Annotated in this window: 23 protein-coding genes; 14 read left to right on the forward strand and 9 right to left on the reverse strand. The window is 65.9% G+C overall.

Annotation, left to right across the window (positions count from 1 at the left end; all coding sequences use genetic code 11):
- Positions 1-158 precede the first annotated feature (158 nt).
- Positions 159-584, forward strand: coding sequence for a phage holin family protein (locus ABRP28_RS14730; RefSeq protein WP_350003595.1), 426 nt, complete (start codon positions 159-161; stop codon positions 582-584).
- A gap of 53 nt (positions 585-637) precedes the next feature.
- Here the strand turns inward: ABRP28_RS14730 and ABRP28_RS14735 are convergent, their stop codons facing one another.
- On the reverse strand, positions 638-1,984 hold the full coding sequence (locus ABRP28_RS14735; RefSeq protein WP_350003594.1) for a hypothetical protein: 1,347 nt from the start codon (positions 1,982-1,984) through the stop codon (positions 638-640).
- A 2-nt stretch (positions 1,985-1,986) separates the two neighbouring features.
- A complete protein-coding gene (locus ABRP28_RS14740) occupies positions 1,987-2,289 on the reverse strand; it encodes a hypothetical protein (protein ID WP_350003593.1) in 303 nt (100 codons plus the stop codon).
- A gap of 244 nt (positions 2,290-2,533) precedes the next feature.
- Between ABRP28_RS14740 and purB the strand changes: the two genes are divergently transcribed.
- Both purB and ABRP28_RS14750 read left to right on the forward strand, forming a co-directional pair.
- Positions 2,534-3,976: an adenylosuccinate lyase gene (gene purB, locus ABRP28_RS14745; protein WP_350003592.1), complete on the forward strand. Its 1,443-nt coding sequence runs from the start codon at positions 2,534-2,536 to the stop codon at positions 3,974-3,976.
- A gap of 140 nt (positions 3,977-4,116) precedes the next feature.
- A complete protein-coding gene (locus ABRP28_RS14750) occupies positions 4,117-4,809 on the forward strand; it encodes a histidine phosphatase family protein (RefSeq protein WP_350003591.1) in 693 nt (230 codons plus the stop codon).
- On the opposite strand, the gene ABRP28_RS14755 is transcribed toward ABRP28_RS14750, so the two are convergent.
- From ABRP28_RS14755 to ABRP28_RS14765, 3 genes are all read right to left on the reverse strand, one after another.
- Positions 4,806-5,732 (reverse strand): serine/threonine-protein kinase, encoded by a 927-nt coding sequence (locus ABRP28_RS14755; RefSeq protein WP_350003590.1) that lies wholly within the window; start codon positions 5,730-5,732, stop codon positions 4,806-4,808. The two genes, ABRP28_RS14750 and ABRP28_RS14755, sit on opposite strands and share 4 nt — an antisense overlap.
- Positions 5,729-5,926, reverse strand: a complete 198-nt coding sequence (locus tag ABRP28_RS14760; protein WP_350003589.1) for a hypothetical protein — start codon at positions 5,924-5,926, stop codon at positions 5,729-5,731. The genes ABRP28_RS14755 and ABRP28_RS14760 overlap by 4 nt, the downstream gene beginning before the upstream one ends.
- 194 nt (positions 5,927-6,120) lie before the next feature.
- Positions 6,121-6,633: a MarR family transcriptional regulator gene (locus tag ABRP28_RS14765; RefSeq protein ID WP_350003588.1), complete on the reverse strand. Its 513-nt coding sequence runs from the start codon at positions 6,631-6,633 to the stop codon at positions 6,121-6,123.
- 154 nt (positions 6,634-6,787) lie between these two features.
- Between ABRP28_RS14765 and ABRP28_RS14770 the strand changes: the two genes are divergently transcribed.
- From ABRP28_RS14770 to ABRP28_RS14790, 5 genes are all read left to right on the forward strand, one after another.
- Positions 6,788-7,291 carry a GNAT family N-acetyltransferase gene (locus ABRP28_RS14770; protein WP_350003587.1) on the forward strand — a complete coding sequence of 168 codons (504 nt, stop codon included), beginning with the start codon at positions 6,788-6,790 and terminating at the stop codon, positions 7,289-7,291.
- A gap of 71 nt (positions 7,292-7,362) precedes the next feature.
- On the forward strand, positions 7,363-7,800 hold the full coding sequence (locus ABRP28_RS14775) for a hotdog domain-containing protein (RefSeq protein WP_350003586.1): 438 nt from the start codon (positions 7,363-7,365) through the stop codon (positions 7,798-7,800).
- Between the two features lie 192 nt (positions 7,801-7,992).
- Positions 7,993-9,069: an extracellular solute-binding protein gene (locus ABRP28_RS14780; RefSeq protein ID WP_350003585.1), complete on the forward strand. Its 1,077-nt coding sequence runs from the start codon at positions 7,993-7,995 to the stop codon at positions 9,067-9,069.
- Positions 9,070-9,127: 58 nt separating this feature from the next.
- Complete coding sequence (locus tag ABRP28_RS14785; RefSeq protein WP_350003584.1) at positions 9,128-10,195, forward strand: ABC transporter ATP-binding protein; 1,068 nt, start codon at positions 9,128-9,130, stop codon at positions 10,193-10,195.
- Positions 10,192-12,012 carry an iron ABC transporter permease gene (locus ABRP28_RS14790; protein ID WP_350003583.1) on the forward strand — a complete coding sequence of 607 codons (1,821 nt, stop codon included), beginning with the start codon at positions 10,192-10,194 and terminating at the stop codon, positions 12,010-12,012. Before ABRP28_RS14785 ends, ABRP28_RS14790 begins: the two co-directional genes overlap by 4 nt.
- Here the strand turns inward: ABRP28_RS14790 and ABRP28_RS14795 are convergent, their stop codons facing one another.
- Entirely contained in the window at positions 12,013-13,068 is a 1,056-nt protein-coding gene (locus ABRP28_RS14795; protein ID WP_350003582.1) for an FAD-dependent monooxygenase, read from the reverse strand.
- Positions 13,069-13,124: 56 nt separating this feature from the next.
- Between ABRP28_RS14795 and ABRP28_RS14800 the strand changes: the two genes are divergently transcribed.
- Positions 13,125-13,664: a helix-turn-helix domain-containing protein gene (locus tag ABRP28_RS14800; RefSeq protein ID WP_350003581.1), complete on the forward strand. Its 540-nt coding sequence runs from the start codon at positions 13,125-13,127 to the stop codon at positions 13,662-13,664.
- 97 nt (positions 13,665-13,761) lie between these two features.
- Here the strand turns inward: ABRP28_RS14800 and ABRP28_RS14805 are convergent, their stop codons facing one another.
- The 3 genes from ABRP28_RS14805 to ABRP28_RS14815 all read right to left on the reverse strand — a co-directional run bounded on the left by ABRP28_RS14805 (position 13,762) and on the right by ABRP28_RS14815 (position 16,948).
- Positions 13,762-14,949, reverse strand: a complete 1,188-nt coding sequence (locus ABRP28_RS14805) for a 4-hydroxybenzoate 3-monooxygenase (RefSeq protein WP_350003579.1) — start codon at positions 14,947-14,949, stop codon at positions 13,762-13,764.
- A 120-nt stretch (positions 14,950-15,069) separates the two neighbouring features.
- On the reverse strand, positions 15,070-15,813 hold the full coding sequence (locus tag ABRP28_RS14810) for an IclR family transcriptional regulator (protein WP_350003577.1): 744 nt from the start codon (positions 15,811-15,813) through the stop codon (positions 15,070-15,072).
- A 31-nt stretch (positions 15,814-15,844) separates the two neighbouring features.
- Complete coding sequence (locus tag ABRP28_RS14815) at positions 15,845-16,948, reverse strand: FUSC family protein (RefSeq protein WP_350003575.1); 1,104 nt, start codon at positions 16,946-16,948, stop codon at positions 15,845-15,847.
- 165 nt (positions 16,949-17,113) lie between these two features.
- Here ABRP28_RS14815 and ABRP28_RS14820 point away from each other — a divergent pair, with 165 nt between their 5' ends.
- The 5 genes from ABRP28_RS14820 to ABRP28_RS14840 all read left to right on the forward strand — a co-directional run bounded on the left by ABRP28_RS14820 (position 17,114) and on the right by ABRP28_RS14840 (position 22,624).
- Positions 17,114-17,953, forward strand: coding sequence for an amino acid-binding protein (locus tag ABRP28_RS14820; protein WP_350003573.1), 840 nt, complete (start codon positions 17,114-17,116; stop codon positions 17,951-17,953).
- A gap of 306 nt (positions 17,954-18,259) precedes the next feature.
- Positions 18,260-19,618, forward strand: a complete 1,359-nt coding sequence (locus tag ABRP28_RS14825; RefSeq protein ID WP_350003569.1) for an MFS transporter — start codon at positions 18,260-18,262, stop codon at positions 19,616-19,618.
- Positions 19,619-19,695: 77 nt separating this feature from the next.
- Positions 19,696-20,379 carry a GntR family transcriptional regulator gene (locus ABRP28_RS14830; RefSeq protein ID WP_350003567.1) on the forward strand — a complete coding sequence of 228 codons (684 nt, stop codon included), beginning with the start codon at positions 19,696-19,698 and terminating at the stop codon, positions 20,377-20,379.
- Positions 20,376-21,164, forward strand: coding sequence for an aspartate/glutamate racemase family protein (locus ABRP28_RS14835; protein ID WP_350003565.1), 789 nt, complete (start codon positions 20,376-20,378; stop codon positions 21,162-21,164). Before ABRP28_RS14830 ends, ABRP28_RS14835 begins: the two co-directional genes overlap by 4 nt.
- A 32-nt stretch (positions 21,165-21,196) precedes the next feature.
- The gene (locus ABRP28_RS14840; protein ID WP_350003563.1) at positions 21,197-22,624 is read left to right on the forward strand and encodes an amidohydrolase family protein; all 1,428 of its coding nucleotides are present in this window, start codon (positions 21,197-21,199) and stop codon (positions 22,622-22,624) included.
- Position 22,625 lies beyond the last annotated feature (1 nt).

The raw sequence follows: 22,625 nt of genomic DNA on the forward strand, positions 1-22,625 counted from the left end.
ATGTCAAGAGCTCAGTCGAAATTTGACAGGAGTCTTTTCCTGAATGTCATACCGCGCTGCCCGTGCATGACCTCCGCCAGCGCCAGTGCCTGAAGGCCGTAATGCTCGGTGCACCGTGCCTGCAGCCCGCTTTCAGGCAGGTGTGAAAGCATTGGCACATGCGCTCCTTCATTGGCCGGGTCCTCATCAATGGGTTGGCCCTCTGGGTTGCCAGCTGGATCCTTCCCGGACTCGACATCTCCACCTCGGCAACAACAGACGCGGTAGCCCAGACGGGCATTTCCCAGGGAACGGATGTAGCGGGCACTGCCCTGGCTTACGTGTTCATCGGCCTCATCTTCGGCTTGGTCAATGCATTCATCCGCCCCCTGGTGAGCTTCCTGTCCCTTCCGATCACCATCCTCACGCTGGGCCTCTTCACCATCGTCATCAGCGCAGCGATGCTGTACCTGACCTCATGGATCAGCAGTTTCACGCCGGTGCAGTTCACCATCGATTCGTTCTTCTGGACGGCGGTGCTCGCTGCCATCATCATCACCCTCATCTCGCTGGTGGCCGGCCGGGTTACTGGAGTCCGCCGCTAGCAGGCCGGGCTACCGACCGCCGCTGGCCATGGCTGGCCGACCAAACAGCAGGACTACCGCGTGCCATGTCCGCGCTCCTGCCTGCGGGGATCAGCGGCCGGGAGATGAGGGGCGGCGGTCTTCGCCCTCGACAGGGAAAACCGCGTGGCTTTCGCGGTGCCGCCGACGCCCAGGATGGCGCCCAGCGCCGCAGTGGATTGCACCAGCGAGGGGTCGCTGCTTGCTGCGACCAGCCGGGCACCGTGTTGGTAACTGTGTAGCTGGTGGCCAGGGCCAATGCCTACGTCCTCCCCTGTCTGAACGTACAAGTCATTGGTCATGGTGACCGTGACTTGGTTTCTGGTGTCCCGGTTAGGTGCGCCATCGGCCCCGGGGACCCAGTCCGTCCGGTGCTCCAGGTGGAGGCTGGTGACGTCCGGCTTCGACGCGATGTGGGCAACGGGCGAGCCTGCGGTCAAAACGTACTTCAAGTTGTACTCACTAATGAAGTCCTCGCTTGCTGCCAGGTTCATGGCGTGGATACCTCCTTGGCTGTAACCAACTCCCACCACGGGGTCGCCCCTTCTGGCGCCGGCCGCTTGAAGCGCGTCGCGGACTGCCTTGTTGACGCTTTCTGAGTTGTCTCCCACGCCTTCGACTATTCCGCTCAGGTCAAAAGGATTTGTGCCCCCCGGTGGCGCGTGCAGTTGGGTTCCAGGAATCACCACCACGTAGGCCCTGCGTCCGTCGTTATCGACTTCGATAACTTCGATATATCCGGTGCCGCGTTCATCAATGACCCGGACACGTTCCAGCAGGCCCGACGGGGAAGCATCCAGGACAATCGGAACACTCTCTTCCTTCGTGGCTTCCACCGGGCGAGGCCTTATCGCTGGAAGCACGACGTCCGCCAGGGTCTTGAGGAAGGGAGAGGCAAACGCGGCATTGCCGAGGATGTTCTCTGCGGCGCTGCGGTTGAGAAACCCTGTCCTCCAGAAATCCGTATGGCGGTCCAGCTCACCTGCGGTGTCCGGAATTCCGAGGGCGCGCGCAGTCGCTGCCACCGCCTCCGCCACCTCGTACTCCTGCCGGCACGCCCGGACCTGGCTGCTGATGCGCTGGAGTTCGGTTCGAACGGCCTGGAGGCTCCGCCCGGACTCGCCCACCGCATCCAGTGCCATGGTTCCGGTCCATCGGGGCAGGTCCTGGAACGGAATGAGGTCTTCCCAGATGCGGCGGGCCTCAACCTCGATGGCCGCGAGCTTTCCCGCCAGGGCATCCACCTTTTCTGCACCTGCCGCCAGCTCCTCCAGCTGGAAGCTGATGCCACCCACACCGCCCCGGATTTCGAGGTGACCGTCCTGCGCCGGGCCCGTGAGCCTGAGCGGGCCGCCGGTGCCAGAAGGCGTGGCCTCGGCCATCCCTAGAACCTGCCGCCGTTGGAGCAGCCGGCAACCAGCGTCTCCCTGCTGTGCCGTTCCACGGCAGCCTTTGCTTCGGTCAGTGAGTCGAGGGCGCGCCGCAGGGCCGCCGCCTGCAGAGCCACGGTGTCCCGGTACGCCCGCCCTGCCGGTGATTCCCACTGCAGCAGCTGGATGTCCCTGAATCCTGCAAGCACCTCCTCTCCCCGAACCATGCAGGCCGCCACGCGTGCAGCCAATTGGTCCACCTGGGTAACGCGGTGCATGTCGGCCCGCAGGTCCACCCCTGCCAGCTCACTGCGCACCTTCCCACCCCACGGACACCCAGAACCGCCGCCAAAAGTCCCGTCCGCATCCCGCAACTGGCCCTTCCATACCGCCCCACTTCCGTAATGCCCGGCCAGGACACCCACCGCCTGGCCACTCTTCCTTCACCCAGACGCTACGAGAGGACTCCCCCGGACTACAGGGCCGCCGTCGGCTATGTGGACAAGTAACGTGGACGGCCGCCGCTTAAGGGGCCGCGGGAGTTCGTGAAAGAATCAGCACATGCCTGAAACTGCCGCCACAGCTGACACCCGTACGCCCTCAGGACGCCTGGCCCTTGCCGCGTCCCCGGAAAAGATCGCGCTCGGCCCGCTGGACGGCCGCTACCAGTCAGCCATCGCCCCCCTGGTGGACTACCTCTCCGAGGCGGCCCTCAACCGTGACCGCGTGGCCGTGGAAGTCGAATGGCTGATCCACCTCACCAGCAACAACGTCCTTCCGGGCGCGGGCCCGCTGACCGCCGCGCAGCAGGACCAACTCCGCGCCATCGTCACCGAATTCAACGCCGCCTCGGTGGCCGAACTCGCGGACATCGAAGCCGTTACGGTCCACGACGTCAAGGCCGTGGAGTACTACATTGGCCGCCGACTGCCCGCCATCGGCATCGAAAACCTGACCGCCATGGTGCACTTCGGCTGCACCTCGGAGGACATCAACAACCTCTCGTACGCGCTCGGCGTCAAGGGCGCCGTGGAGGACGTATGGCTGCCCGCCGCCCGCGCCCTGGTGGCCCAGATCAGCAGGATGGCGGAGGACAACCGCGCCGTCCCCATGCTGTCGCGCACGCACGGCCAGCCCGCCACGCCCACCACCCTGGGCAAGGAACTTGCGGTCATCGCCCACCGCCTGACCCGCCAGCTGGACCGGATCGCCCGGACGGAGTACCTGGGCAAGATCAACGGCGCCACCGGCACCTACGCCGCCCACGTCGCTTCCGTTCCCGGCGCTGACTGGCAGCAGGTGGCCAAGTCCTTCGTGGAGGGGCTGGGGCTGACCTGGAACCCGCTGACCACGCAGATCGAAAGCCACGACTGGCAGGCGGAACTGTACGCCGACGTCGCGCGGTTCAACCGCATCCTCCACAACGTCTGCACGGACATCTGGAGCTACATCTCCATCGGCTACTTCGCGCAGATCCCGGTGGCCGGCGCAACAGGCTCCTCCACCATGCCGCACAAGGTCAACCCGATCCGATTCGAGAACGCGGAAGCCAACCTGGAGATCTCCAACGGCCTGCTGGACACCCTCGGCGCCACCCTGGTGACGTCCCGCTGGCAGCGCGACCTGACCGACTCCTCCAGCCAGCGCAACATCGGCGTGGCGTTCGGCCACTCACTGCTGGCAATTTCGAACGTGGCCAAGGGCCTGGAGCGCCTGGACGTGGCCGAGGATGTGCTGGCCGGAGACCTGGACACTAACTGGGAAGTGCTGGGTGAGGCGATCCAGATGGTCATGCGCGCCGAGGCGATTGCCGGCGTCGAAGGCATGGAGAACCCCTACGAGCGCCTCAAGGACCTCACGCGCGGCCAGCGGGTGGACGCTGCCCGCATGCAGGAATTCGTGCAAAGCCTCGGCCTTTCACCTGAAGCCGAGGCCCGGCTGCTGGCGCTGACGCCCGGCAGGTACACCGGCATCGCGGACCAGCTGGTAAACCACCTTAAGTAGCTCCTGCTGCCATTCCGCGGACGGCACAGCAGCAAAGACGGTACGGCAACAAAGTACGACGGCGGCGCCGGGCTCACAAAGGGTCCGGCGCCTTTTGTTGCGGGTCACCCGGCCGGGCCCGGGAGTGCGAAACTGGAAGCATGAAGTTGCTGCTCATCCGCCACGGACAAAGCCCGGGCAACGTGCTCGGCCAGCTGGACACCGAGCACCCGGGGCCCGGCCTCACGGAACTCGGCGAACGCCAGGCAGAGGCGATGGCCCGCTCGCTGGCGAATGAGCCCATCGGCGCCCTCTACGCGTCCACGCTTATCCGGACCCAAATAACGGCCGCGCCGCTTGGCCGGGTACACAGCCTGGAGGTCGAGGTGTTGGAGGGTCTGCACGAGATTGAAGCCGGGTCCCTGGAGAAACTGACGGACCAGGAGTCCCACAAGCGCTACATGGGAACGGTCTTCTCCTGGGCGGCGGGGGACCTGGACCGGAGGATGCCCGCCGGACCTGACGGCCATACTTTCTTCGACAGGTTTGACGCCGCCATCCGCCAGGTGGTGGAGCGGGCGCTCGACCAGCGGCATGAGGCGGCGGCTGTTGTGAGCCACGGCGCCGCCATTCGAACGTGGGCGGGACGCCGGGCGGAGGACGCGGATCACGAGTTTGCAGCCCGCCATGTGCTGGCCAATACCGGGATCGTTGCACTGGAAGGCGACCCGGACCGTGGCTGGAAACTGCTCCACTGGGACGGAAGCCCGGTGGGTGGACTGGCTTTGGCTGATCCAACCGCGGAGGATCCCACCGGGCAGGACGTCGCTGGGCAGGACGTCGCGGGCGCTTAGGCCAGCTGCCGGATCCGGCGGGCGGGAAACACAGCCATTCTGCGGCAAGGGGTAGTGGCTTCGTCGACGGGTACGGGCATGAGCCGCGCGGCCATGCCCGCGGCCTCCGCCGCCGTCGGCCGTTCCGCGCTGTCCATGGCAGTCAGGGACCGGAGGAAGGCAGACCAGCCGGGCCCCAGGGAGTCCGGCACATGCGGGCTGCGAAGTGTCCTGGCCACGAGCGACTCGATGGCCGTCCCGGGAAATGCCTTGGATCCGGTGAGGAGCTCCAGGAGGACCAGCCCCATCGCATAGACGTCCCAGGAAGGAAGGACGGGACCGCGCGAAGCCTGTTCCGGGCTCATGTAGTGCACGGTACCTGAGGAGACACCTGGTTCGGCAGGTGAGCCGGCAGCCGCCGCGATGCCGAAATCCACGATGCGCACCGGGCTTCGCCGCAGCCCGCTCAGCATCAGGTTGGCCGGTTTGATGTCCCGGTGGACCAGCCCTTCCCCATGGAGATGGGCCAGGGCCTCGAAGAGCCCGCGCGCCCAGCCGGCTATAACATCCGGGTGGTGCCGGCCGGTCCGGGCGGCCTCCGAGAGGCTCGGGCCCAGGGCCAGCTCCTCCACCAGGAACGGCCGCCCGGCCAGCGCCGTTCCGCCGGGAACAACGCCCAATCCGATGAACCTGACAATGGAGGGGTGCTGGAGGGATGCCAGCACGGCAGCCTCGTTGCTGATCCTCTCGAAGTGCTTCGCGGAATCGTCCACGGCCACCTTGACGGCTACATCCGGCCCGCCATCAAGGTCGGCGGCCCGGAAAACCTGCGCCAGGGTGCCTCGGCCCAGGAGGTCCTTGAGCTGGTAGCGGCCCGCGACGACGGGCCCGCCAGCGGCGGGAGTGGCAGGAAGGTGCCCGCCCTCGGGGGACGCGATGCTCATGCGGAGAGGGCGGCGGAGTATGGCAGCGCGGCTTCAGCCTGGGAGGCGCGGGCGTACGGCGACCGGATCCAGGCGTCGAGCTGGAATCCGCAGCCGCAGCGCCATACGGGTGGAAGCTGGACAGGAGCGCCGTCCTCGGGTTCAAAGGAATAGCCGACGGCGGCCGGCCCCACCGCGGGAGTAACGAGATCCATGGGTGCGCCGCAATGGAAAGCCCGGCCAGTCCCTTTGTCCTCCAAAATCAACGAGACGCTGGAATCCGCACGGTCGGCTGCGGACTCCAGGGGTAAAAGCTCAGTAAAGGTAACCAACACGCTCACGACTCCGGCTGTAAAGTTTCGGGATTATTCGTAAGCATACATATTGCTAGTCAATCTAGCTAGTCGGGCTAGTTACTTTTTTCCTCAGCGTGCGATTTCTGCAGTGCTTCCGTCATGCGCGTCAGGAATTCCACCACAACCCGGGCCTCCTCGGCCGAAAGGCCTTCGGCGACTGCCATCATCTCCCGGTGCATGTTGCCGAGGGTCAGGCGGACCTCCCGGTCGGATTCCACGGTGGGGACCACCACCACCGACCGGCGGTCCGTGGGATGGGCCTCCCGGCGGACATGGCCGCTGGCTACGAGCCTGTCAATGAGGGACGTCGTTGAAGCGCTGGTGATGCCCAGGAATTGGCTGATGTCCTTGGGAACCACGGATTTTCCAGAGGCTTGGGCCCGCAACAGGTAACGGAGGGCCAGGATGTCCGTCTCACCCATGCCCATGGAGTCACGGGTGGAGCGGCGCACCGCCGTTTCGGCTGTCCGGTAGTCGCGGAGGGACTTCAACACCGCGGCGCTGTAATCCAACTGACCGTCGGGCCCGTACCAATATCCGGACCCCTCATTACCCGTAGAACGCATGCAATCATATTAGACCAGCTGATAACTAGACGGCCAAGTAAGTTGCGGGCGGTGGGGCCCAGTACGTTATCCGGGTGCTTACCGGCAGGAAACACCGGCGTAACCGCCTCCTCCTAGCCTAGGTATGCATAACCCTTCGGCGAAGCGAGGCAGAATGCAGACCAACCCCCGGCTGAACATCAGGCAGGTGCCCTGGTCAAACCCCGTCGGCGCCGATCTGCGGCGCGCCCAGCAGGCCGAACTCGACGCCCGCTTTGGCACCCCTGACCACGAACCCGGCCCACCGCCGTCGAGCGCGGACTGCGCCGTCTTCCTGGTGGCCTACGACAAAGGCTCGGGCCAGCCCGTGGGCTGCGGCGGGCTGCGGATGATCGACGCCACCACCGCAGAGATCAAGCGTCTGTACGTCATCCCGTACACCCGGGGCTCGGGCGTGGCCAGCTCCATCCTGGCGTCCCTCGAGGCTGAAGCGTTCAAGCTTGGGTACACCCGCATCAAGGCCGAAGCGGGATCCGCCCAGCCTGACGGCCGGAACTTCTACGAAAACTCGGGCTTCGAGGCCGTACCCAACTTTGGCCCCTACATCGGATTGGCGCACTCCTACTGCTATGCGAAAAGCATCAATGCCCGCAGCGCCGCCCAGACCGCCATGGCCTAGTCAGGCATCCCGTATCAGGGCGGGCTCCGTCACAGTGGGTGTGGCTGCAGCGCCTCAGCTAACCTCGGCCTATGGAAACCGCAGACATCACCTTCCGCACCCGCAAGTGGGTCCGGCCCGAGGACCTGAACGCCAACGGGACGCTGTTCGGCGGGAGCCTGCTGAAGTGGATCGACGAGGAAGCCGCCATCTACGCGATCCTCCAGCTGGGCAACGGGCGCGCCGTCACCAAATACATCTCAGAGATCAATTTCGTCAGCTCCGCAGTGCAGGGCGATTTGATCGAGATGGGGCTGACAGCCACGCGCTTCGGCCGGACCTCCCTGACCATGCGCGCAGAGGTCCGGAACATGATCACCCGCCAGAGCATCCTCACCATCGAGGAAATCGTCTTCGTGAACCTGAGCCCCTCCGGCAGGCCGGAACCGCACGGCTACACCGACATCACCTACGACCGGGACAGGATCCCCACCCACCACCTCACGGAGACTCACAGCGGCGACGCATAGTGGGGCTGCCTAGCAAAGGCTGACGTTTTACCCCCTGTTTACCCGCCCGCCCCCGGCCGTTCCTTTGACTGGACCAGAGTAACCAGCCGGGCTGTTTATCGAATCGATAGCCATAACAGCCGTAAATTCTCCCTGCCCGGCATTAGGCTTGCCGGACATGCTCCGATTCCAGTCCAGAAATGAGTCCAGATCGTGCGTACTTTGAAGACTTTGGTTGCCGCCGCCGTCGCCGCCACCCTCCTTGCCGGCTGCGGCGGAGGTGAGGCATCACCCGGCGCATCGGGTGATGCCTCCTCAGCCCCGGCCGGCGGTTCCGGAGACACGCTGGTGGTTTACACCAACTCCAACGGTGAGGGCCGCGGGGAATGGTGGACCGCCAAGGCCGCCGAGGCCGGCTTCAAGATCGAGATAGTCGGTGCGGGCGGTGCGGATGCGACCAACAAGCTGATCGCGGAGAAGAACAACCCCATCGCCGACGTCGCTTTCGGGCTCAACAACATGTACTTCTCGCAGATCCAGGCCGAGGACGCACTGGAGGCGTACGAACCCTCGTGGGCGGGACAGGTGGACAAGGAACTGGGCGACGGCGAGACATACTGGCCGCTGGTCAAGCAGGCCATCCTCCTGGGCTACAACTCGGACAAGATCCCCGCGGACAAGGCGCCACAGGACTGGACCGACCTGTGGACCAAGGACGAGTTCAAGGACCGCTACGAGCGGGTAACCGGCCTGGGCACGGCCACGGCACAGCTGGTCTTCGCCGGAATCCTCAGCCGCTACCAGGACGACTCCGGAGACCTTGGCGTCTCGGACGAAGGCTGGAAGCAGGTGGAGCAGTACTTCCAGAACGGCAGCCCCGCCGTTGCGAAGACCGATCTCTTTGCCCGGATCGCCTCCGGTGAAGTGGACATGGGCCAGATGCCGTCCTCAATCATCGCCGAACGCGAAAAGTCCTTCAACGTCAACGTGGAAACAGTGATCCCCTCTGTTGGCGTCCCGCTGGCCGTGGAACAGATCGCGCTGGTGAAGGGCACGGAGAAGAAGGAACAGGCGCAGAAGTTCATCGACTGGTTCGGCAGCGCCGAGGTCCAGGGCGAGTTCGCCAAGCAGTTCAACTCGATGCCGGTCAACAAGGAAGCCGAAGCCCAGGCCAATCCCGAGGTGGTGGACTTCTTCGCGGACCTCAAGCAGCAGGACATCGACTGGGACTTCGTGCAGGAGAACATGGGCGCCTGGGTGGAAAAGATCGAACTGGAGTACATGACGTAACCCGGCACGCTGCCGGTCCCCGTCCACCCACCCGCTTGCTTCATCAGACAGGCTTGCCATGATCCGCTTGGACAACATCGAAGTTTCCTTTGGTGATTTCACCGCCATCCCGAACCTTGACCTGCACGTGCTCCCGGGAGAGTTCTTCACCCTCCTGGGGCCTTCAGGCTGCGGGAAAACGACGGCGTTGCGCACCCTGGCCGGCTTCATCCAGCCTTCCTCCGGGACGGTGCAGGTTGACGGCAAGGACGTGACCCGGCTTCCCAGCGACAAGAGGCAGGTGGGCATGGTGTTCCAGAACTATGCCCTCTTCCCCAGCATGAGCGTGTGGGAAAACATCGCTTTCGGGCTGCGGGTCCGGAAGGAGAAACCCGCAGACAGCGACCGCCTGGTCCGGGACATTGCACGGCGGGTGGAGCTCAGTGACGAGCAGCTGTCCAAGAACGTCGCCGAGCTCTCCGGCGGGCAGCAGCAGCGCGTGGCGGTGGCACGGGCCCTGGTGCTGCGGCCCAAGATCCTGCTGCTGGATGAGCCGCTGTCCAACCTGGACGCCAAGCTGCGCCACCAACTCCGCCAGCAGCTCAAGGACCTGCAAAGCGAATTCGGGATCACCACGGTGTACGTCACCCATGACCAGGATGAGGCCCTGGCCATGAGCGACCGTGTAGCCGTGTTCAACAAGGGCGTGGTGGAGCAGGTGGGAACGCCGCAGGAGATCTACGACCATTCGGCCACCGAGTTCGTGTGCAACTTCATCGGGGACAGCTCGGCCCTGACTCCTGGATTCGTGGCCGAGCTGAACCGGCTCTCAGGGGTGGGGCTCAGCACGGACGCCAAATCCTACCTGCGGGTGGAAAAGGCGTCCCTGGCCCCCGCTCCCGAAGGAGGCACCGCCGTCGGCCTCGCCGGCACAGTGCTGTCCCGCACCTATCACGGCCTGCACAGCCGCTACGTGGTCCGCAGCCACGGTGCCGACATCCGCCTGCTGGTGAAGGAGGAAGGCGGCGCCCACCACGACCCCGGCACGGAAACCACTGTGTACCTTCAGCCTGCGCACGTCCTGCAGTACCATCCGGACACAGGTGCCGCCCTCCGGCAGCGGGACCCGGCAGCAGTCCTGCCATGAGCGGCACGGCCGTTCGCACCATGGTCCGCTCGCCCTTCGTGCTGATCGTGGGGGCCGTCCTTACCTGGTTCATTGCCGCGTTCCTGGTCTGGCCCAACATCAACGTCCTGATGGCCACCTTCTTCCCGGACGGCAGCTTCTCGGGGCGCGCTGCGGAAAAGCTCTTTTCGTCCCAGCGCGCCATGAAAGCGCTGGGCAACAGCTTCCTGCTGGCGGTGGCCCTGTCCATCACGGTGAACCTGGTGGGCGTGTTCATTGTCCTTGTAACGCACTACTTCCGGATCCGCGGTTCCAAAATCCTTTTCCTGGGCTACGCGTCCACGTTTATCTATGGCGGCATCGTCCTCGCTGCCGGGTACAAGTTCATATACGGGGACAAGGGAATCGTTACGTCCCTGCTGGTCAAGGTGTTTCCCGGCATGGACCCGGCATGGTTCTCCGGATTCTTCGCCGTCCTGGTGGTGATGACCTTCGCCACCACCACCAACCACATGCTGTTCGTGGCCAACGCCCTCAAAGGCGTTGACTACCAGACCATCGAAGCGGCCCGGAACCTGGGGGCCTCCACGTGGACCATCCTGCGGCGCATCGTGCTGCCCATGCTCAAGCCCACCCTGTTCGCCGTCACCATCCTGTCCTTCCTGACCGGCCTCGGCGCCCTGAGCGCTCCCCAGGTGCTGGGCGGGCGGGACTTCCAGACCATCACCCCGATGATCCTGACGTTCACCAACAGCCCCACCTCGCGGGACCTGGCAGCGCTGCTGGCCGTGATCCTGGGCCTGGCCACCATCCTCATGCTCGCCGTGATGTCCCGGCTGGAAAAGGGCGGCACCTACTTTTCGGTGTCCAAGGTGTCCTCGGCGCTGCAGAAGCAGGACATCACCAACCCGGTGGCCAACGTCGTGATCCATGCGGTGGCTTACCTGCTGTTTGCGGTGTACACGCTGCCGGTGGTGCTGATTGTGCTGTACTCCTTCGCCGACGGCGCCGCCATCCAGACCGGCGAGCTGGCGTTTGGCAGCCTCACGCTGGAGAACTACGAGCGGGTCCTGACCCAGCAGTCCGGGCTGCGGCCGTTCATCGTGAGCGTGGTCTACAGCGCACTGGCGGCACTGATCGCCGTGGGCGGTCTGCTGTTTGTGGCCAGGCTGCTGCAGAAGTACAAGAACTGGGTGGCTTCAGTCTTCGAGTACCTGCTCCACATTCCCTGGATCCTGCCGTCCGCGCTGCTGGCCCTGGGCCTCATCATCAGCTACGACCACCCCAACCCCCTGGTGGGCGGGGCGGTCCTCACCGGGACCACCGTGATCCTGCTGATCGCTTTTGTCACGGTCAAGATTCCCTTCACGCTGCGCATGCTCAAGGCGTCCTTCGCCTCGGTCAACTCCTCGCTGGAGGAGGCGGCGGCCATCATGGGCGCGAAGACCCTGTACGTGTTCCGGCGGATCCTGCTGCCTTTGGTGCTCCCCGCGGCCGCGGCGATTACGGCGCTGAATTTCAACAGCCTGCTGGACGACTACGACACGGCAATCTTCCTGGCGCATCCCCTGGTCCAGCCGCTGGGCCTCGTCATCAAAGCCAACACGGACGGCGCGGAGGGGGTTGACGGCGTAGCCAACACGTTCGTCTACACGGTGCTGCTGATGGTCATCACCGGAGTGACCATGTATCTCGTCTACGGCCGCTCCAGCAGGGAAAGGTCCCGCAAGAAGCGGCTGCCGGCCGTTCCCCCCGCGTCCGCGGTCCCCGGTCCGGGGCTTCCCGGAACACCCGTTTCCGGAGAGGACGCGGCGCAGCCTGCAGCACCAGTCCGCTGATCAGCCCGCGGAACCGCTGACGACGGCGGCGCGGCCGTTCCGCCGTCGGGCCAGCTTGAGGAGGCCATCCCGCAGCGGCTGGGCGCCGTCCGCGAGGGCGACGCGCCCCATTGCCGAGGACGCCAGGCTGAGGGCACGGGTCCGCAGGCGCCGCTGACGGTCGTAGGCGTGCAGCGCCTGGCCTTCGGGCAGAGTGTTGAGAAGGTCCGCCAGTGTCACGGCGTCCACCAGCGACTCGCAGGCGCCGCGCCCCAGGGTGGGCAGCATGGCGTGGGCGGCATCGCCGATGAGCACGGTCCGCCCGCGGACGTAGGAGCCCAGATGCGGAACGGTCCAGAGCCGCTGGACCAGGCATGCTTCGGGAGTGGCTGCGGCCAGCGTGCGGCGGATGGCGGGGGCATGGGTGGCATAGCGCTCCCGGGCGTATTCCAGGGCTGACGCTGCGTCAATCCCGTACGGACCCATGCCGGACCGGTAGCTGGCCCACCAGAAGGATCCTCCCCGGGCGGCGGCCATGCCGAACAGGTCGCCGCGGCCCCAGTACTCGCCCACCTCGTCGTGGCTGACCGTTGTAGGCAAAGTCCCACGGAGGGCGAGGTCCGGGGTGAGGCGGGCTTCCGTTCCGGCGCCCCAGGCCTCCCGGCGGACTGCGCTGTGCACGCCGTCGGCCCCGACCGCCAGGCTTCCGTCGTCGGGAAGTGACCTGACGGTGCTGGTGATCCGGCGGACGGTTCCCGGGACGGCACCGTCCAGCAACCGCAGCAGGTCAGCCCGGGAAATGCCGAACATCTCCCCCGCGTTCACGGTGACCCAGGGCTCTCCCTGGGCGTCACGGACCGATCCGCTGCCGAGCACCGGGCTGACCGCCCGCGCCTCTTCAAGGATTCCCAGCCGCGCAAGGGCACGTTGGGCGTTGGGCCACATTCCCAGCGCGGTGCCCACGGCCGGAAGTTCGGGCCGCTTCTCGTACACCGTCACCTGGAACCGGCTGGAGTCCAGGGCGGAGGCCAGCGCCAGGCCGGCAATGCCGCCGCCAACAATCGAAATTGTTTCCATGCTGGTGATTTTACTACTTTTGTAGTGAACCGGAAGGGGTCAATTACACTGGGCCCATGCCTGACCGCCGGACCCAGCTCCTCGATGCCGCCCTGGCCGTTGTGGCGGACAAGGGCATGAAGGGCCTCACACACCGGGCTGTGGACGCCGCCGCCCAGGTGGCGGAAGGGACAACCTCGAACTACTTCCGCAGCCGCGCCGCCCTCGTGGAAGCGGTGCTGGACCGCTTGGAACATTTGGACGGCCAGCTGCTCCGTGACCAGGGCATGGCCGGTCCGCCGCGCACCCTTGACGAACTTGCGGGCCAGCTGGCCGGAATGGTGCTGGCGCTGGCCGGCGAGCACGCTGGCCTGACCCGCGCCCGGTTGGCCCTCTCCCTGGACCGGCCCGAAGCGGTGACTGCAGGACATTTCCGACTGGTGGGCGGCCTGGTGCCGGCCCTCACCGCTTTAGGGGTTGCTGATGCCGCCGCGCGCGCCCGGGACCTGGCAGATTACGGGGACGGCGTGCTGCTCCACCTGCTCACGGTCAGGCGCGACGAGCAGCCCGATGCCGCAGCCATTGCCGCCGCAGTCCGGCGGCTGCTCGCCCCCTAAGGCGCGCTTCCCGCCGTCGTACCTCCCGGAGTTTTTGTCCAGATATGCAGGGTTAAGTGCCCTTTCACCCTGCATATCTGGACAAAAACTCTGCGTGTCAGGCCTGGCCCGGCCAGCCGGTGTAGGCCTCGGCGAGGTAGGCCATGCCGTGCCTGGAAGACACCACCGAGTTCAGTTCGCCGAGCTGGCGGGCGCGGGAGAAGTCGTCCGCATCGGCGGGGGTGTGCAGCATGGTGGTCATCCAGTAGGAGAACTGCTGCGCCTTCCACACCCGGGCCAGGGCGCGGTCGCTGAAGGAGTCCAGGAGGTGGTCCGAGCCTGAGTTGTAGTGGGTGTCCAGCCCCTCGAAGAGCATCTTGACGTCGTGGATGGCCAGGTTGAGGCCTTTGGCGCCGGTGGGCGGGACGGTGTGCGCGGCATCGCCGGCGAGGAACAGGTTGCCGTGGCGCATTGGTGTATGGACGAAGCTGCGGAACGGCAGGACCATCTTGTCGATCACCGGGCCCTCCTTGAGCTCAAAGCCGTTGCCGTTGACCCGGCTGCGGAACTCCGCCCAGATCCGGTCATCGTTCCACTCCGCCACGTTCTCCTTGGGATCGCACTGGAAGTACATGCGCTGGACGGTTTCGGTCCGCTGGCTGATCAGGGCAAAACCGTTGGCGGAGTTGGCGTAGATCAGCTCGTCGGCACTGCGCGGAGCCTCAGCCAGGATCCCGAACCAGGCAAAGGGGTATTCGTGGAAGTACCACTTGCGGCTGGCCTCGGGAATCTGGAAGCGGCAGTGGCTCCGGGACCCGTCGGCGCCCACCAGGAAGTCGGCCTGGATCTCAAACTCCGTCCCTTCGGCGTCCGTGAACCAGACCTTCGGCGAGCCCTCGAGGTCATGCACGGTAGTGTCCGTGACGCTGTAGCGCACGTCTCCGCCGTCGGCCTTCCTGCGGGCGGCGAGGTCCAGGAACACATCCGTCTGCGGGTAGAGCCATACGGACTCCCCCACCAGGTCCTTGAAGTCCACGCGGTGGCTCTCCCCGTTGAAGCGCAGCTCGATGCCGTCGTGCCGGTCGCCGTCGCGCAGCACCCGGTCCGAGACCCCGCTGTCCACGAGCATGTTGACGGTGCCGTGTTCAAGGATGCCGGCGCGGACGGTCTCCGAGATGTCCTTGTGGCTGCGGACTTCTATGACGGTGGACTCAATGCCAGCCTTGGCCAGCAGGTGGGACAGCATCAGGCCGGCCGGGCCTGCGCCCATGATGGCCACCTGGGTGGTGATGATTGTGCGGGGCATGGCGTTCTCGCTTCGTTGCGGGGCCGCAGCTGCGGCCGTGTATGGCTTCTGCCAACAGTGTGCGCTCCGGCAGGTAAGGGGCGGCACATGAATTCCGTTCAACGGAAGAAGGGTGCCGGACTACGCGTTGTTCAGCCGGCGCGCTATCCCCCGGGCTGCCGTCTGCAGTGCGGGCACCAGTGCCTGCAGCCGCATTTCGCGCAAAGGGACTACGACGCCGAGCGAAGCCACCGCGCGCTGGCGGGTGTCCAGCACGGGGACGGCGATGCCCCACGTGTCCGGGTCCACCACGCCCTTCAGCTGGGCAAAGCCTTGGTGGAAGGTCTCGCTGAGCAGCACCCGGAGAATATCGGTGGTGATCTTTCCATCCGGATCCGCGAATTGGTCCAGGTAGTCGCCTTGCAGCAGCCTGTCCTGGTGGGCCATCAGTGCCAGCCCCGCGGACGAGGTATGGACAGGCATCCGGCCGGCCACCCTGGCCCGGTTGGCCACGGATCCGCGGCGGGACAGCCGTTCAACAAAAAGCGCGTCCCAGCCGTCCAGCACGGCCAGGTTCACATTCTGGTTGAGCACCTGCTGGATGTCCTCCATGAACGGCATCGCCGCCTGGCGCAGGGCAAGCGTGGGGGCGGTGCGGTTGACCAGTTCCCAGAGCCGCAGGCCGGGCCGCACCAAGCCGCCGGGAGCGGCGTCCAGGAGTCCGTGGTCCGCAAGCTGGCGGACCAGCCGGTGGGCAGTGGTGAGGGGCAGGCCCGAGCGCTCCGCCAGCTCGGACAACTGCAGGGCACTGACATCCTCCGGGAAGGCGGAGAGCAGCCGGACAATCCTGTCCACCATCGAGTCCCCCGAGGAAGAATTCGCCACTTCACCCCCGCTTCCGTTGAATGGGACCACCCTACCTTCGCGGCTGCTGCCGCGGCGAAGGCACCTGGGCGGGTGCCGGCGTCGTACGTCCGCGGTAACGGCGCCACGCCTCCGGAGCCAGGACCACAGTGATGCCGACGGCGGCGCCGATCACCGTTTCTATGATGCGGTCCCGGAGCAGGACGGCCGGGGAGGCGGGGACCACGAGGAGGGTGGATACCAGCGCCAGCGGCGTAACGAAAATCTGGGCCAGCAGGTACTGCCTGATGATGAACAGTTCCGCGCCGAACTGGCACAGCGCCATGACCAGGACGGTCTGCCAGGGCGGCAAGCCCAGCAGCAGGATGCCCGCCATCACGCCCAGTCCAAGCACGGTGCCTATGATTCTTTGCATTCCGCGGCGGACCCGGTGGCGGGTGGTGTGGCCCACCAGCGGAACGACGGCGGCCACCATAGCCCAGTAATTATGGCCGAAGCCGAGGCGGCTGCCAGCCCAGGTTGCCAGCGCGCCGGCCAGTCCTGCAGCTACCAGGTAGCCCAAGCCTTCAAGCACGGCGGCACGCTTCTCGTCCGGGGTGCGGCGGATGGGGCGCGGCCAGGTCCATGCTGTCCGGTGGCTGGGGAGGACCCGTGATGAGAAACCGATCAGCAGGGACAAAGCGGTGGTCAGGGCAGCCACCAGCATGGCCTCCCAGAGCGGTGGCTGGTTGGGGATGGAGGCGATGGCAGCGAAGGCGAAGATGTGGAACAACGATCCTGCCGGGCGCAGCCGGAACCACGAGATGGCCACGGAACAGCCGCCTGCCACCAGGGTGGTGGCCAGCACCAGGAGCCACGTGGTTCGGGCCCCGTCCAGTCCCCAGGCCCCGCCGGCCCGGGCAGCGAGCGCTGCAAGGAAAATGACCAGCAGCATCAGCAGGCCGGCCCGCAGCTGCAGTGCGAAGCGGGTCCCGTGGGGTTCGCCGCGGCCGTAGATACCGGTGAAAGCCCCGAACGAGGCGAAGATGGCAAGGTCCAGCCGGCCCAGCAGCACAAGCGTGAAGAGTGGCACGAAGACACCCACCGCGCACCTCAGGGCCGGGTGGTGGTCCTTGTTGGCGGGGGCAATGCTGAACATCTCGGTGAGCATCTTCACGTGGAATTGGGCCTTCCTGCGGTCCGGGGCGTCTGGGTGGATTCATTGTCCGGTTGAGACGGGCGGCCGCGCTGACGTTCCTCAAAAATCCTACGCCCGGCATGCTTCGCACGATCGGAACGGCCGGGCAACACCGACGAAACAGCACCACGCGATCCTTGGACCATGAAGCCCGGTGCAAGCAAAACCCCCGCGTCTGAACTGAGCTGCGAAGTCTGCGGCCTGATGCCCGAACCAACAAGGACCCGGCTGACCCTGGCCAACGTAGCCGTGATGCTGCCGATTGAGCTCCTGGTCCACGCCCTGGTGGTGGACACTCAGCTTCCCTACCTGGCCAAGGTCCTTGTGCTGACCGTTACCGCCACCGTCCTGGTGATCTGGGTGGCTGAACCTTCCGCGGCGCGGGTGCTTCGCGGGTGGTTGCATGCGCCGGCCCTGCGGCACCGGCGGCGGCTTGCCGGCGCACCGGCTTTGTGGCGGGCGCGCACCGTCCTGCAGGATGAGCCGGGGGCGCTGCAGAAAATCACCAAGGCCCTGGCCCGCCTGGACACCAACATCCTGGGCATCCACGTCCACCCCGTGGCCGGCGGCGTGCTGGACGAGTTCGTCCTGTCCTCGCCCGGAGAGGTGAGCGAGCACCAGCTTCTGGACGCACTGCATCTGGCGGGCGGCACACACTCCCACGTCTGGCCCACCACCGCCCTGGCGATGGCGGACGGACAGACCAAAGCGTTGAGCCTGGCTGCGCGGATCGCTGATGCGCCGGATGAGCTTCCGCTGGCCGTGGCGGAGCTGCTGCGTGCACGGATCCTTTCCCCTGCCGAGGCAGCCTTGGAAAGGTACGACGCCGGCACGCGGCTTAAGATCCCCACGGCCTGGCATGGCCCCATCACCTTTGTCCGGCCGGGTGAACCGTTCACGCCGGCGGAATCCGCCCGGGCCCACCGGCTTGCTGAGCTGGCCGAGATCCTGGCGCACCGGCCCGCCGCGTCTTCGCCCAACTAGGTAGCAGCAGATGTCGTTTTGGGGCCGCATAACGACACCTACTGCTACCTAGTTGGGGTTCGCGGCAGTCACAAACGTAATTTATGGGCACAGCAAGCCCCTGGCAGGGAAAACCCTTGACAGTGGCACGGGTCACTTCTACCTTTGATTTTGGGATCCCAATTTGGGATCCCAAAGCTGGAGGAATCAACCCGGCGCTCCGGATCGCCACCTCCTTGTATTGAAGCCAACCGGCCCCTCCTCCTGCGGGCAGGCGCACTCGCACTCTTAATCCCCATCCGTAAACTTCCCCGTGAAGGAGAAGCTGTGTCCATCCCCAATACTGAAACAGCCGCCGCTGACGGCACCCTGGACCCGTCCACCGCAAATGAACCTCAGAAGGACGGTGGGCAACGGCGCACCACCGTCCGCTGGAAGCTCTTCCTGCTCCTGTTGGTCCTGGTGGCAGTCAACTACATCGACCGCGGCTCCATCTCCGTGGCCCTTCCCATCATCCAGGAAGAATTCAACCTGGCCCCCGAACTGGTGGGCCTGCTCCTCTCGGCCTTCTTCTGGACGTACGCCCTGATGCAGATTCCAGTCGGCTGGCTGATCGACAAGTTCGGGCCCCGCAAGGTGATGACCGCATCCTGCGTGGGCTGGGGCGCTGCAACTGCCGCTTCCGGCATGGCGGGCGGCTTCCTGAGCATGTTCATCGCCCGCATGGGCATTGGCGTCACCGAGGCCGGCGTTATGCCGGCCGGCGGAAAACTCAACGCGATCTGGATGCACAAGTCTGAACGCGGCCGCGGTGCGACCATCCTGGATGCAGGCGCTCCCCTGGGTGCTGGGCTCGGCGGCATCATCATCGCCGGCCTGATCGCCTCAACGGGCAGCTGGCGCATGGCCTTCGTTATCGCCGGCGCAGCCACGGTCCTCATGGGCCTGGCCGTGTGGTGGTACGTCCGGGACAATCCACGCGACCACCGCGGCGTCAATGAGGCCGAAGCGGCCTACCTCGAAGCCTCACACGCCGCAGAGGACGCCGAGGCCGAGCTCGACGGCAGCCAAGGCAAGCGGGCACTCCTCCCCTACCTCAGGTTCCGTTCCTTCTGGGCCATGTGCTTCGGGTGGCTGGGATTCAACGGCGTGTTCTACGGCCTGCTGACCTGGGGCCCGCTCTACCTCGCCCAGGCCAAGGGCTTCGACCTCAAGACCATCGGCTGGTCCACGTTCGTGATCTTCGGAGCAGGATTCGTCGGTGAGATCATCGGCGGCACCCTCGCCGACAAGTGGCGGGCTTCCGGCGCCTCGGCCAACCGCGTGATGCGCACCCTCCTGGGCATCTCCAGCGCGGTGGTGATCGGCGGCCTCATCGGCGTTACCGTGGTCCCCGACCCCACCACCGCCGTTGTCCTGCTCTCCATGGTGATGTTCTTCCTCCGCTGGGTGGGCCTCTTCTGGAGCATCCCGTCCATCCTGGGCGGACGCACCAACGCCGGCGTGCTGGGTGGTGCCATGAACTTCAGCGGCAACATCTCCGGCTTCGTCACTCCCATCGCCGTCGGCCTGATCGTTGGCGCCACGGGTTCCTACACCTGGGCACTGCTCTACTTCGTAGGCTCGGCAATAGTGATGGGCGCCTCGGTCCTGACCCTGAACTACAACAAGCGGCTTCCTGTCTAAGCTAGCCATCCAAGGCATCACCCGATCCACGCCCCGCCGCCGGGAGCCGTGCCACAAGAAAATCCGAATGGAGCACCATGCTTACCGCAGAAGATACCCAGGACAAGGAACGCCCGCTGCGCGAGGCCGTCCGGGATACCCTCCGCACCCGGATTTTCGAAGGACACTACGCTCCCGGCACGCGGCTGGTGGAGAGGGACCTGGCGGCGGAGTTCTCCGTCTCGAGGCTGCCCGTGCGCGAAGCACTGCGCATGCTCCGCCAGGAAGGACTCATCAGCGACCGCGGCGCGCGGGGCGCAGAAGTAAGCACACTGAGCCCCAAGGATGTGGAAGACCTCTTCGATGTGCGCCAGTCCCTTGAAGTCCTGGCATGCCGGCTCGCTGCCGTACGGGCAACCACAAAGGACCTTGCCTACCTGAAAGGCCTGCTGGACGACGCCGCTGGCTTCCTCGCCAAGGGCGCCGTCATGGAGGCCCACCGCGCCAACAGCGAATTCCACGACGCCATCACCCGCATTGCGGACAACAGCTTCCTCAAGTCCGCACTGGAGCCGCTCCAGGGCCGCATGCACTGGCTGTTCCGCCACGTCAGCGACCTGCCCGAGCTCATCCAGGAACACCGCGACCTCTATGCAGCGATTGCCAGCGGAGACCCGGATGCGGCGGCGGCCCAGTCCGCCTCACACATCGGCAAGTACCGCGAGCAGTTCCCCGAGGACTTCCAGAAAACCGAACCCCAACTTCACCGGAAGAAACTATGAGACTCCTGGTCATCAACCCCAACATCAGCGACGATGTCACCGCCCTGATCGAATCCGAAGCACTCCGCTCCGCTGGATCCGGCACCGATCTGGTGGTCCGCACCGCCGGCCACGGGGTGGAATACATCGAGACCCGTTTTGAGTCCCTCGTCGCGGCTGGCGCCGTTGCCGAAATCATTGCCGAACACACCCGCCCCGGCGCTGAGCCTGTGGATGCCGTGGTGGTGGCAGCCTTCGGTGATCCGGGCCTGCCCGCGCTCAAGGAACTGGCCGATGTGCCTGTGGTCGGCATCACCGAAGCTGCGCTCTGCGCCGCCGCCCTGCAGGGCCACCGCTTTTCCATCATCGCCATCTCGGACCGGATCAAGCCCTGGTACCACGACTGCGTGGAACGGTTCGGCCTGGCCGGAAGGCTGGCCTCCATCCGCTCCATCAACGAGTCCCTCAACAGCATCGGCTCGGTCCAGGAGGATTTCAAGGAAACCCTCCTGGCACTGAGCCGGCAGGCCGTCGCGGAGGACGGGGCCGACGTCGTTATCCTGGCCGGAGCCCCGCTCGCGGGCCTGGCCCGCGAGCTCAAAGGGCAGATCCCCGTGCCGGTAGTGGACGGCATCTCCGCCGGGATCCGGATGGCCGAAGCCGTGGCGGGGCTTCAGTCCGGCCCGCACCGCGCAGGTGCTTTCGCCCCGCCGCCCCCCAAAAACCGCAAGGGACTGAGCGGAAACCTCGACGCCGCCCTTACCGCCGCCCAGGCGGGTACCGCCTCCGCTGTGCCCGCCACCTAGACCACGAAGCTTTCGCCAGAAGGAGGACACCGATGTCCCGCCAGCCTGACCTTGTCATTGCCAACGCCACCGTAGTCAACAGTTACGGGCGGCAGAACTCCCATATCGTGATCCAGGACGGCCTGGTCGTCCAGCTCCTTGATGTCACGGAAGCGGTGCCCGCCGCCGCCCGGACCATCGACGCCGGCGGCCGCCTGGTGATTCCCGGCGGCGTGGACGGCCACTGCCACGTTGCCCAGGTGACCGGACGCTTCCGCACCCTGGACGACTACCGCACCACCTCCACCGCGGCCCTGTGGGGCGGCACCACCACCATCATCGACTTCGGCATTCCCCGGGATGCCCAGGAGACACCGCTTGCCGCCGTCCTGCACAAGAAGGAACTGGCCACTGAATCCAGGTGCGACATCGCCCTCCACGGTGCTGTGGTCAGCTGGGACGAAACGGTGCCGTGGCAGCTGGAACAGCTTGCCGCCGAAGGTGTGCGCTCGGTGAAGATGTACACCACGAACCGTGGCACCACCATGGCGGACGGGGACACGATCCTCAAGGTCATGCGCGAGATGGTCCGGCTGGACGGGCTCACGTACATCCACGCCGAGCACGATCCCATCATCAGCGACTGCACGGAGCAGCACGCCCAGGACGGCAGGATCGGCATCGAGCACCTGCACAGGACCCGGCCGGAACTGGCTGAAGAGATCTCGGTCAAGGAAACGCTGGCGCTGGCTGAATACACCGGCGCTCCCGTGTACTTCGTCCACCAGTCAACACCCGGGGCAGTGGACCTGGTCACGGAAGCCCGCGCACGTGGCCTGGAGGCCTTCTCGGAAACCTGCCCGCACTACGTCACCCTGGATGACACCGTCTACGGCTCACAATTCCCCGAATGGTTCGCCTGCTGCCCGCCCATGCGCAGCCCCGAAACGGTGGCGGCACTGAAGGAGCGCATGGCCTCAGGAGCCATCCATACCGTGTCCTCGGACCACTCCTGCTACGACCTGTCCCAGAAGCGCGAGCGCACCGATGACGTCCGGGCCATGCCGCACGGCCTGCCGGGAGTGGAAACCCGAATGCCCGTCGCGTTTACCGTCATGACGTCCGCCGGTGCCGGCGTGGAGGACTTTGTAGAGGCGTTTTCTGCGGGCCCGGCCCGGATCAACGCCCTGCCCGGCAAAGGCCGCATCGCCGAAGGATTCGACGCCGACCTTGTGATCTTCGACCCCGCTGAGGAACGCACCGTAGACGGCGCCGCCCTGCACATGGGGACGGACTTCTCACCCTTCGACGGGAAGGCACTGACCGGCTGGCCCGGCGTCGTCGTTTCCCATGGCCGCGTAGTGCTGGATGCCAATGGTTTCCACGATCCCGGCGCGGCCGGTCGCTTCCTGGCCCGCAACGGCTTCCGCCAGCACCAGTCCGCCACCTCCACCGGCGCCACACACGCCGCAGCACTCTAGG

Source organism: Pseudarthrobacter sp. WHRI 8279 (assembly GCF_040224115.2).
Lineage (GTDB): Bacteria > Actinomycetota > Actinomycetes > Actinomycetales > Micrococcaceae > Arthrobacter.

What these genes read in the sequence shown, in the direction of transcription:
- ABRP28_RS14840 (WP_350003563.1), top strand. Translation starts at nt 21,197, where the DNA reads ATGTCCCGCCAGCCTGACCTTGTCATTGCCAACGCCACCGTAGTCAAC.
- ABRP28_RS14750 (WP_350003591.1), top strand. Translation starts at nt 4,117, where the DNA reads ATGAAGTTGCTGCTCATCCGCCACGGACAAAGCCCGGGCAACGTGCTC.
- ABRP28_RS14760 (WP_350003589.1), bottom strand. Translation starts at nt 5,926, where the DNA reads ATGGATCTCGTTACTCCCGCGGTGGGGCCGGCCGCCGTCGGCTATTCC.
- ABRP28_RS14805 (WP_350003579.1), bottom strand. Translation starts at nt 14,949, where the DNA reads ATGCCCCGCACAATCATCACCACCCAGGTGGCCATCATGGGCGCAGGC.
- ABRP28_RS14800 (WP_350003581.1), top strand. Translation starts at nt 13,125, where the DNA reads ATGCCTGACCGCCGGACCCAGCTCCTCGATGCCGCCCTGGCCGTTGTG.
- ABRP28_RS14755 (WP_350003590.1), bottom strand. Translation starts at nt 5,732, where the DNA reads ATGAGCATCGCGTCCCCCGAGGGCGGGCACCTTCCTGCCACTCCCGCC.
- ABRP28_RS14835 (WP_350003565.1), top strand. Translation starts at nt 20,376, where the DNA reads ATGAGACTCCTGGTCATCAACCCCAACATCAGCGACGATGTCACCGCC.
- ABRP28_RS14770 (WP_350003587.1), top strand. Translation starts at nt 6,788, where the DNA reads ATGCAGACCAACCCCCGGCTGAACATCAGGCAGGTGCCCTGGTCAAAC.
- ABRP28_RS14785 (WP_350003584.1), top strand. Translation starts at nt 9,128, where the DNA reads ATGATCCGCTTGGACAACATCGAAGTTTCCTTTGGTGATTTCACCGCC.
- ABRP28_RS14765 (WP_350003588.1), bottom strand. Translation starts at nt 6,633, where the DNA reads ATGCGTTCTACGGGTAATGAGGGGTCCGGATATTGGTACGGGCCCGAC.
- ABRP28_RS14730 (WP_350003595.1), top strand. Translation starts at nt 159, where the DNA reads ATGCGCTCCTTCATTGGCCGGGTCCTCATCAATGGGTTGGCCCTCTGG.
- ABRP28_RS14795 (WP_350003582.1), bottom strand. Translation starts at nt 13,068, where the DNA reads ATGGAAACAATTTCGATTGTTGGCGGCGGCATTGCCGGCCTGGCGCTG.
- ABRP28_RS14830 (WP_350003567.1), top strand. Translation starts at nt 19,696, where the DNA reads ATGCTTACCGCAGAAGATACCCAGGACAAGGAACGCCCGCTGCGCGAG.
- purB (WP_350003592.1), top strand. Translation starts at nt 2,534, where the DNA reads ATGCCTGAAACTGCCGCCACAGCTGACACCCGTACGCCCTCAGGACGC.
- ABRP28_RS14775 (WP_350003586.1), top strand. Translation starts at nt 7,363, where the DNA reads ATGGAAACCGCAGACATCACCTTCCGCACCCGCAAGTGGGTCCGGCCC.
- ABRP28_RS14790 (WP_350003583.1), top strand. Translation starts at nt 10,192, where the DNA reads ATGAGCGGCACGGCCGTTCGCACCATGGTCCGCTCGCCCTTCGTGCTG.
- ABRP28_RS14820 (WP_350003573.1), top strand. Translation starts at nt 17,114, where the DNA reads ATGAAGCCCGGTGCAAGCAAAACCCCCGCGTCTGAACTGAGCTGCGAA.
- ABRP28_RS14735 (WP_350003594.1), bottom strand. Translation starts at nt 1,984, where the DNA reads ATGGCCGAGGCCACGCCTTCTGGCACCGGCGGCCCGCTCAGGCTCACG.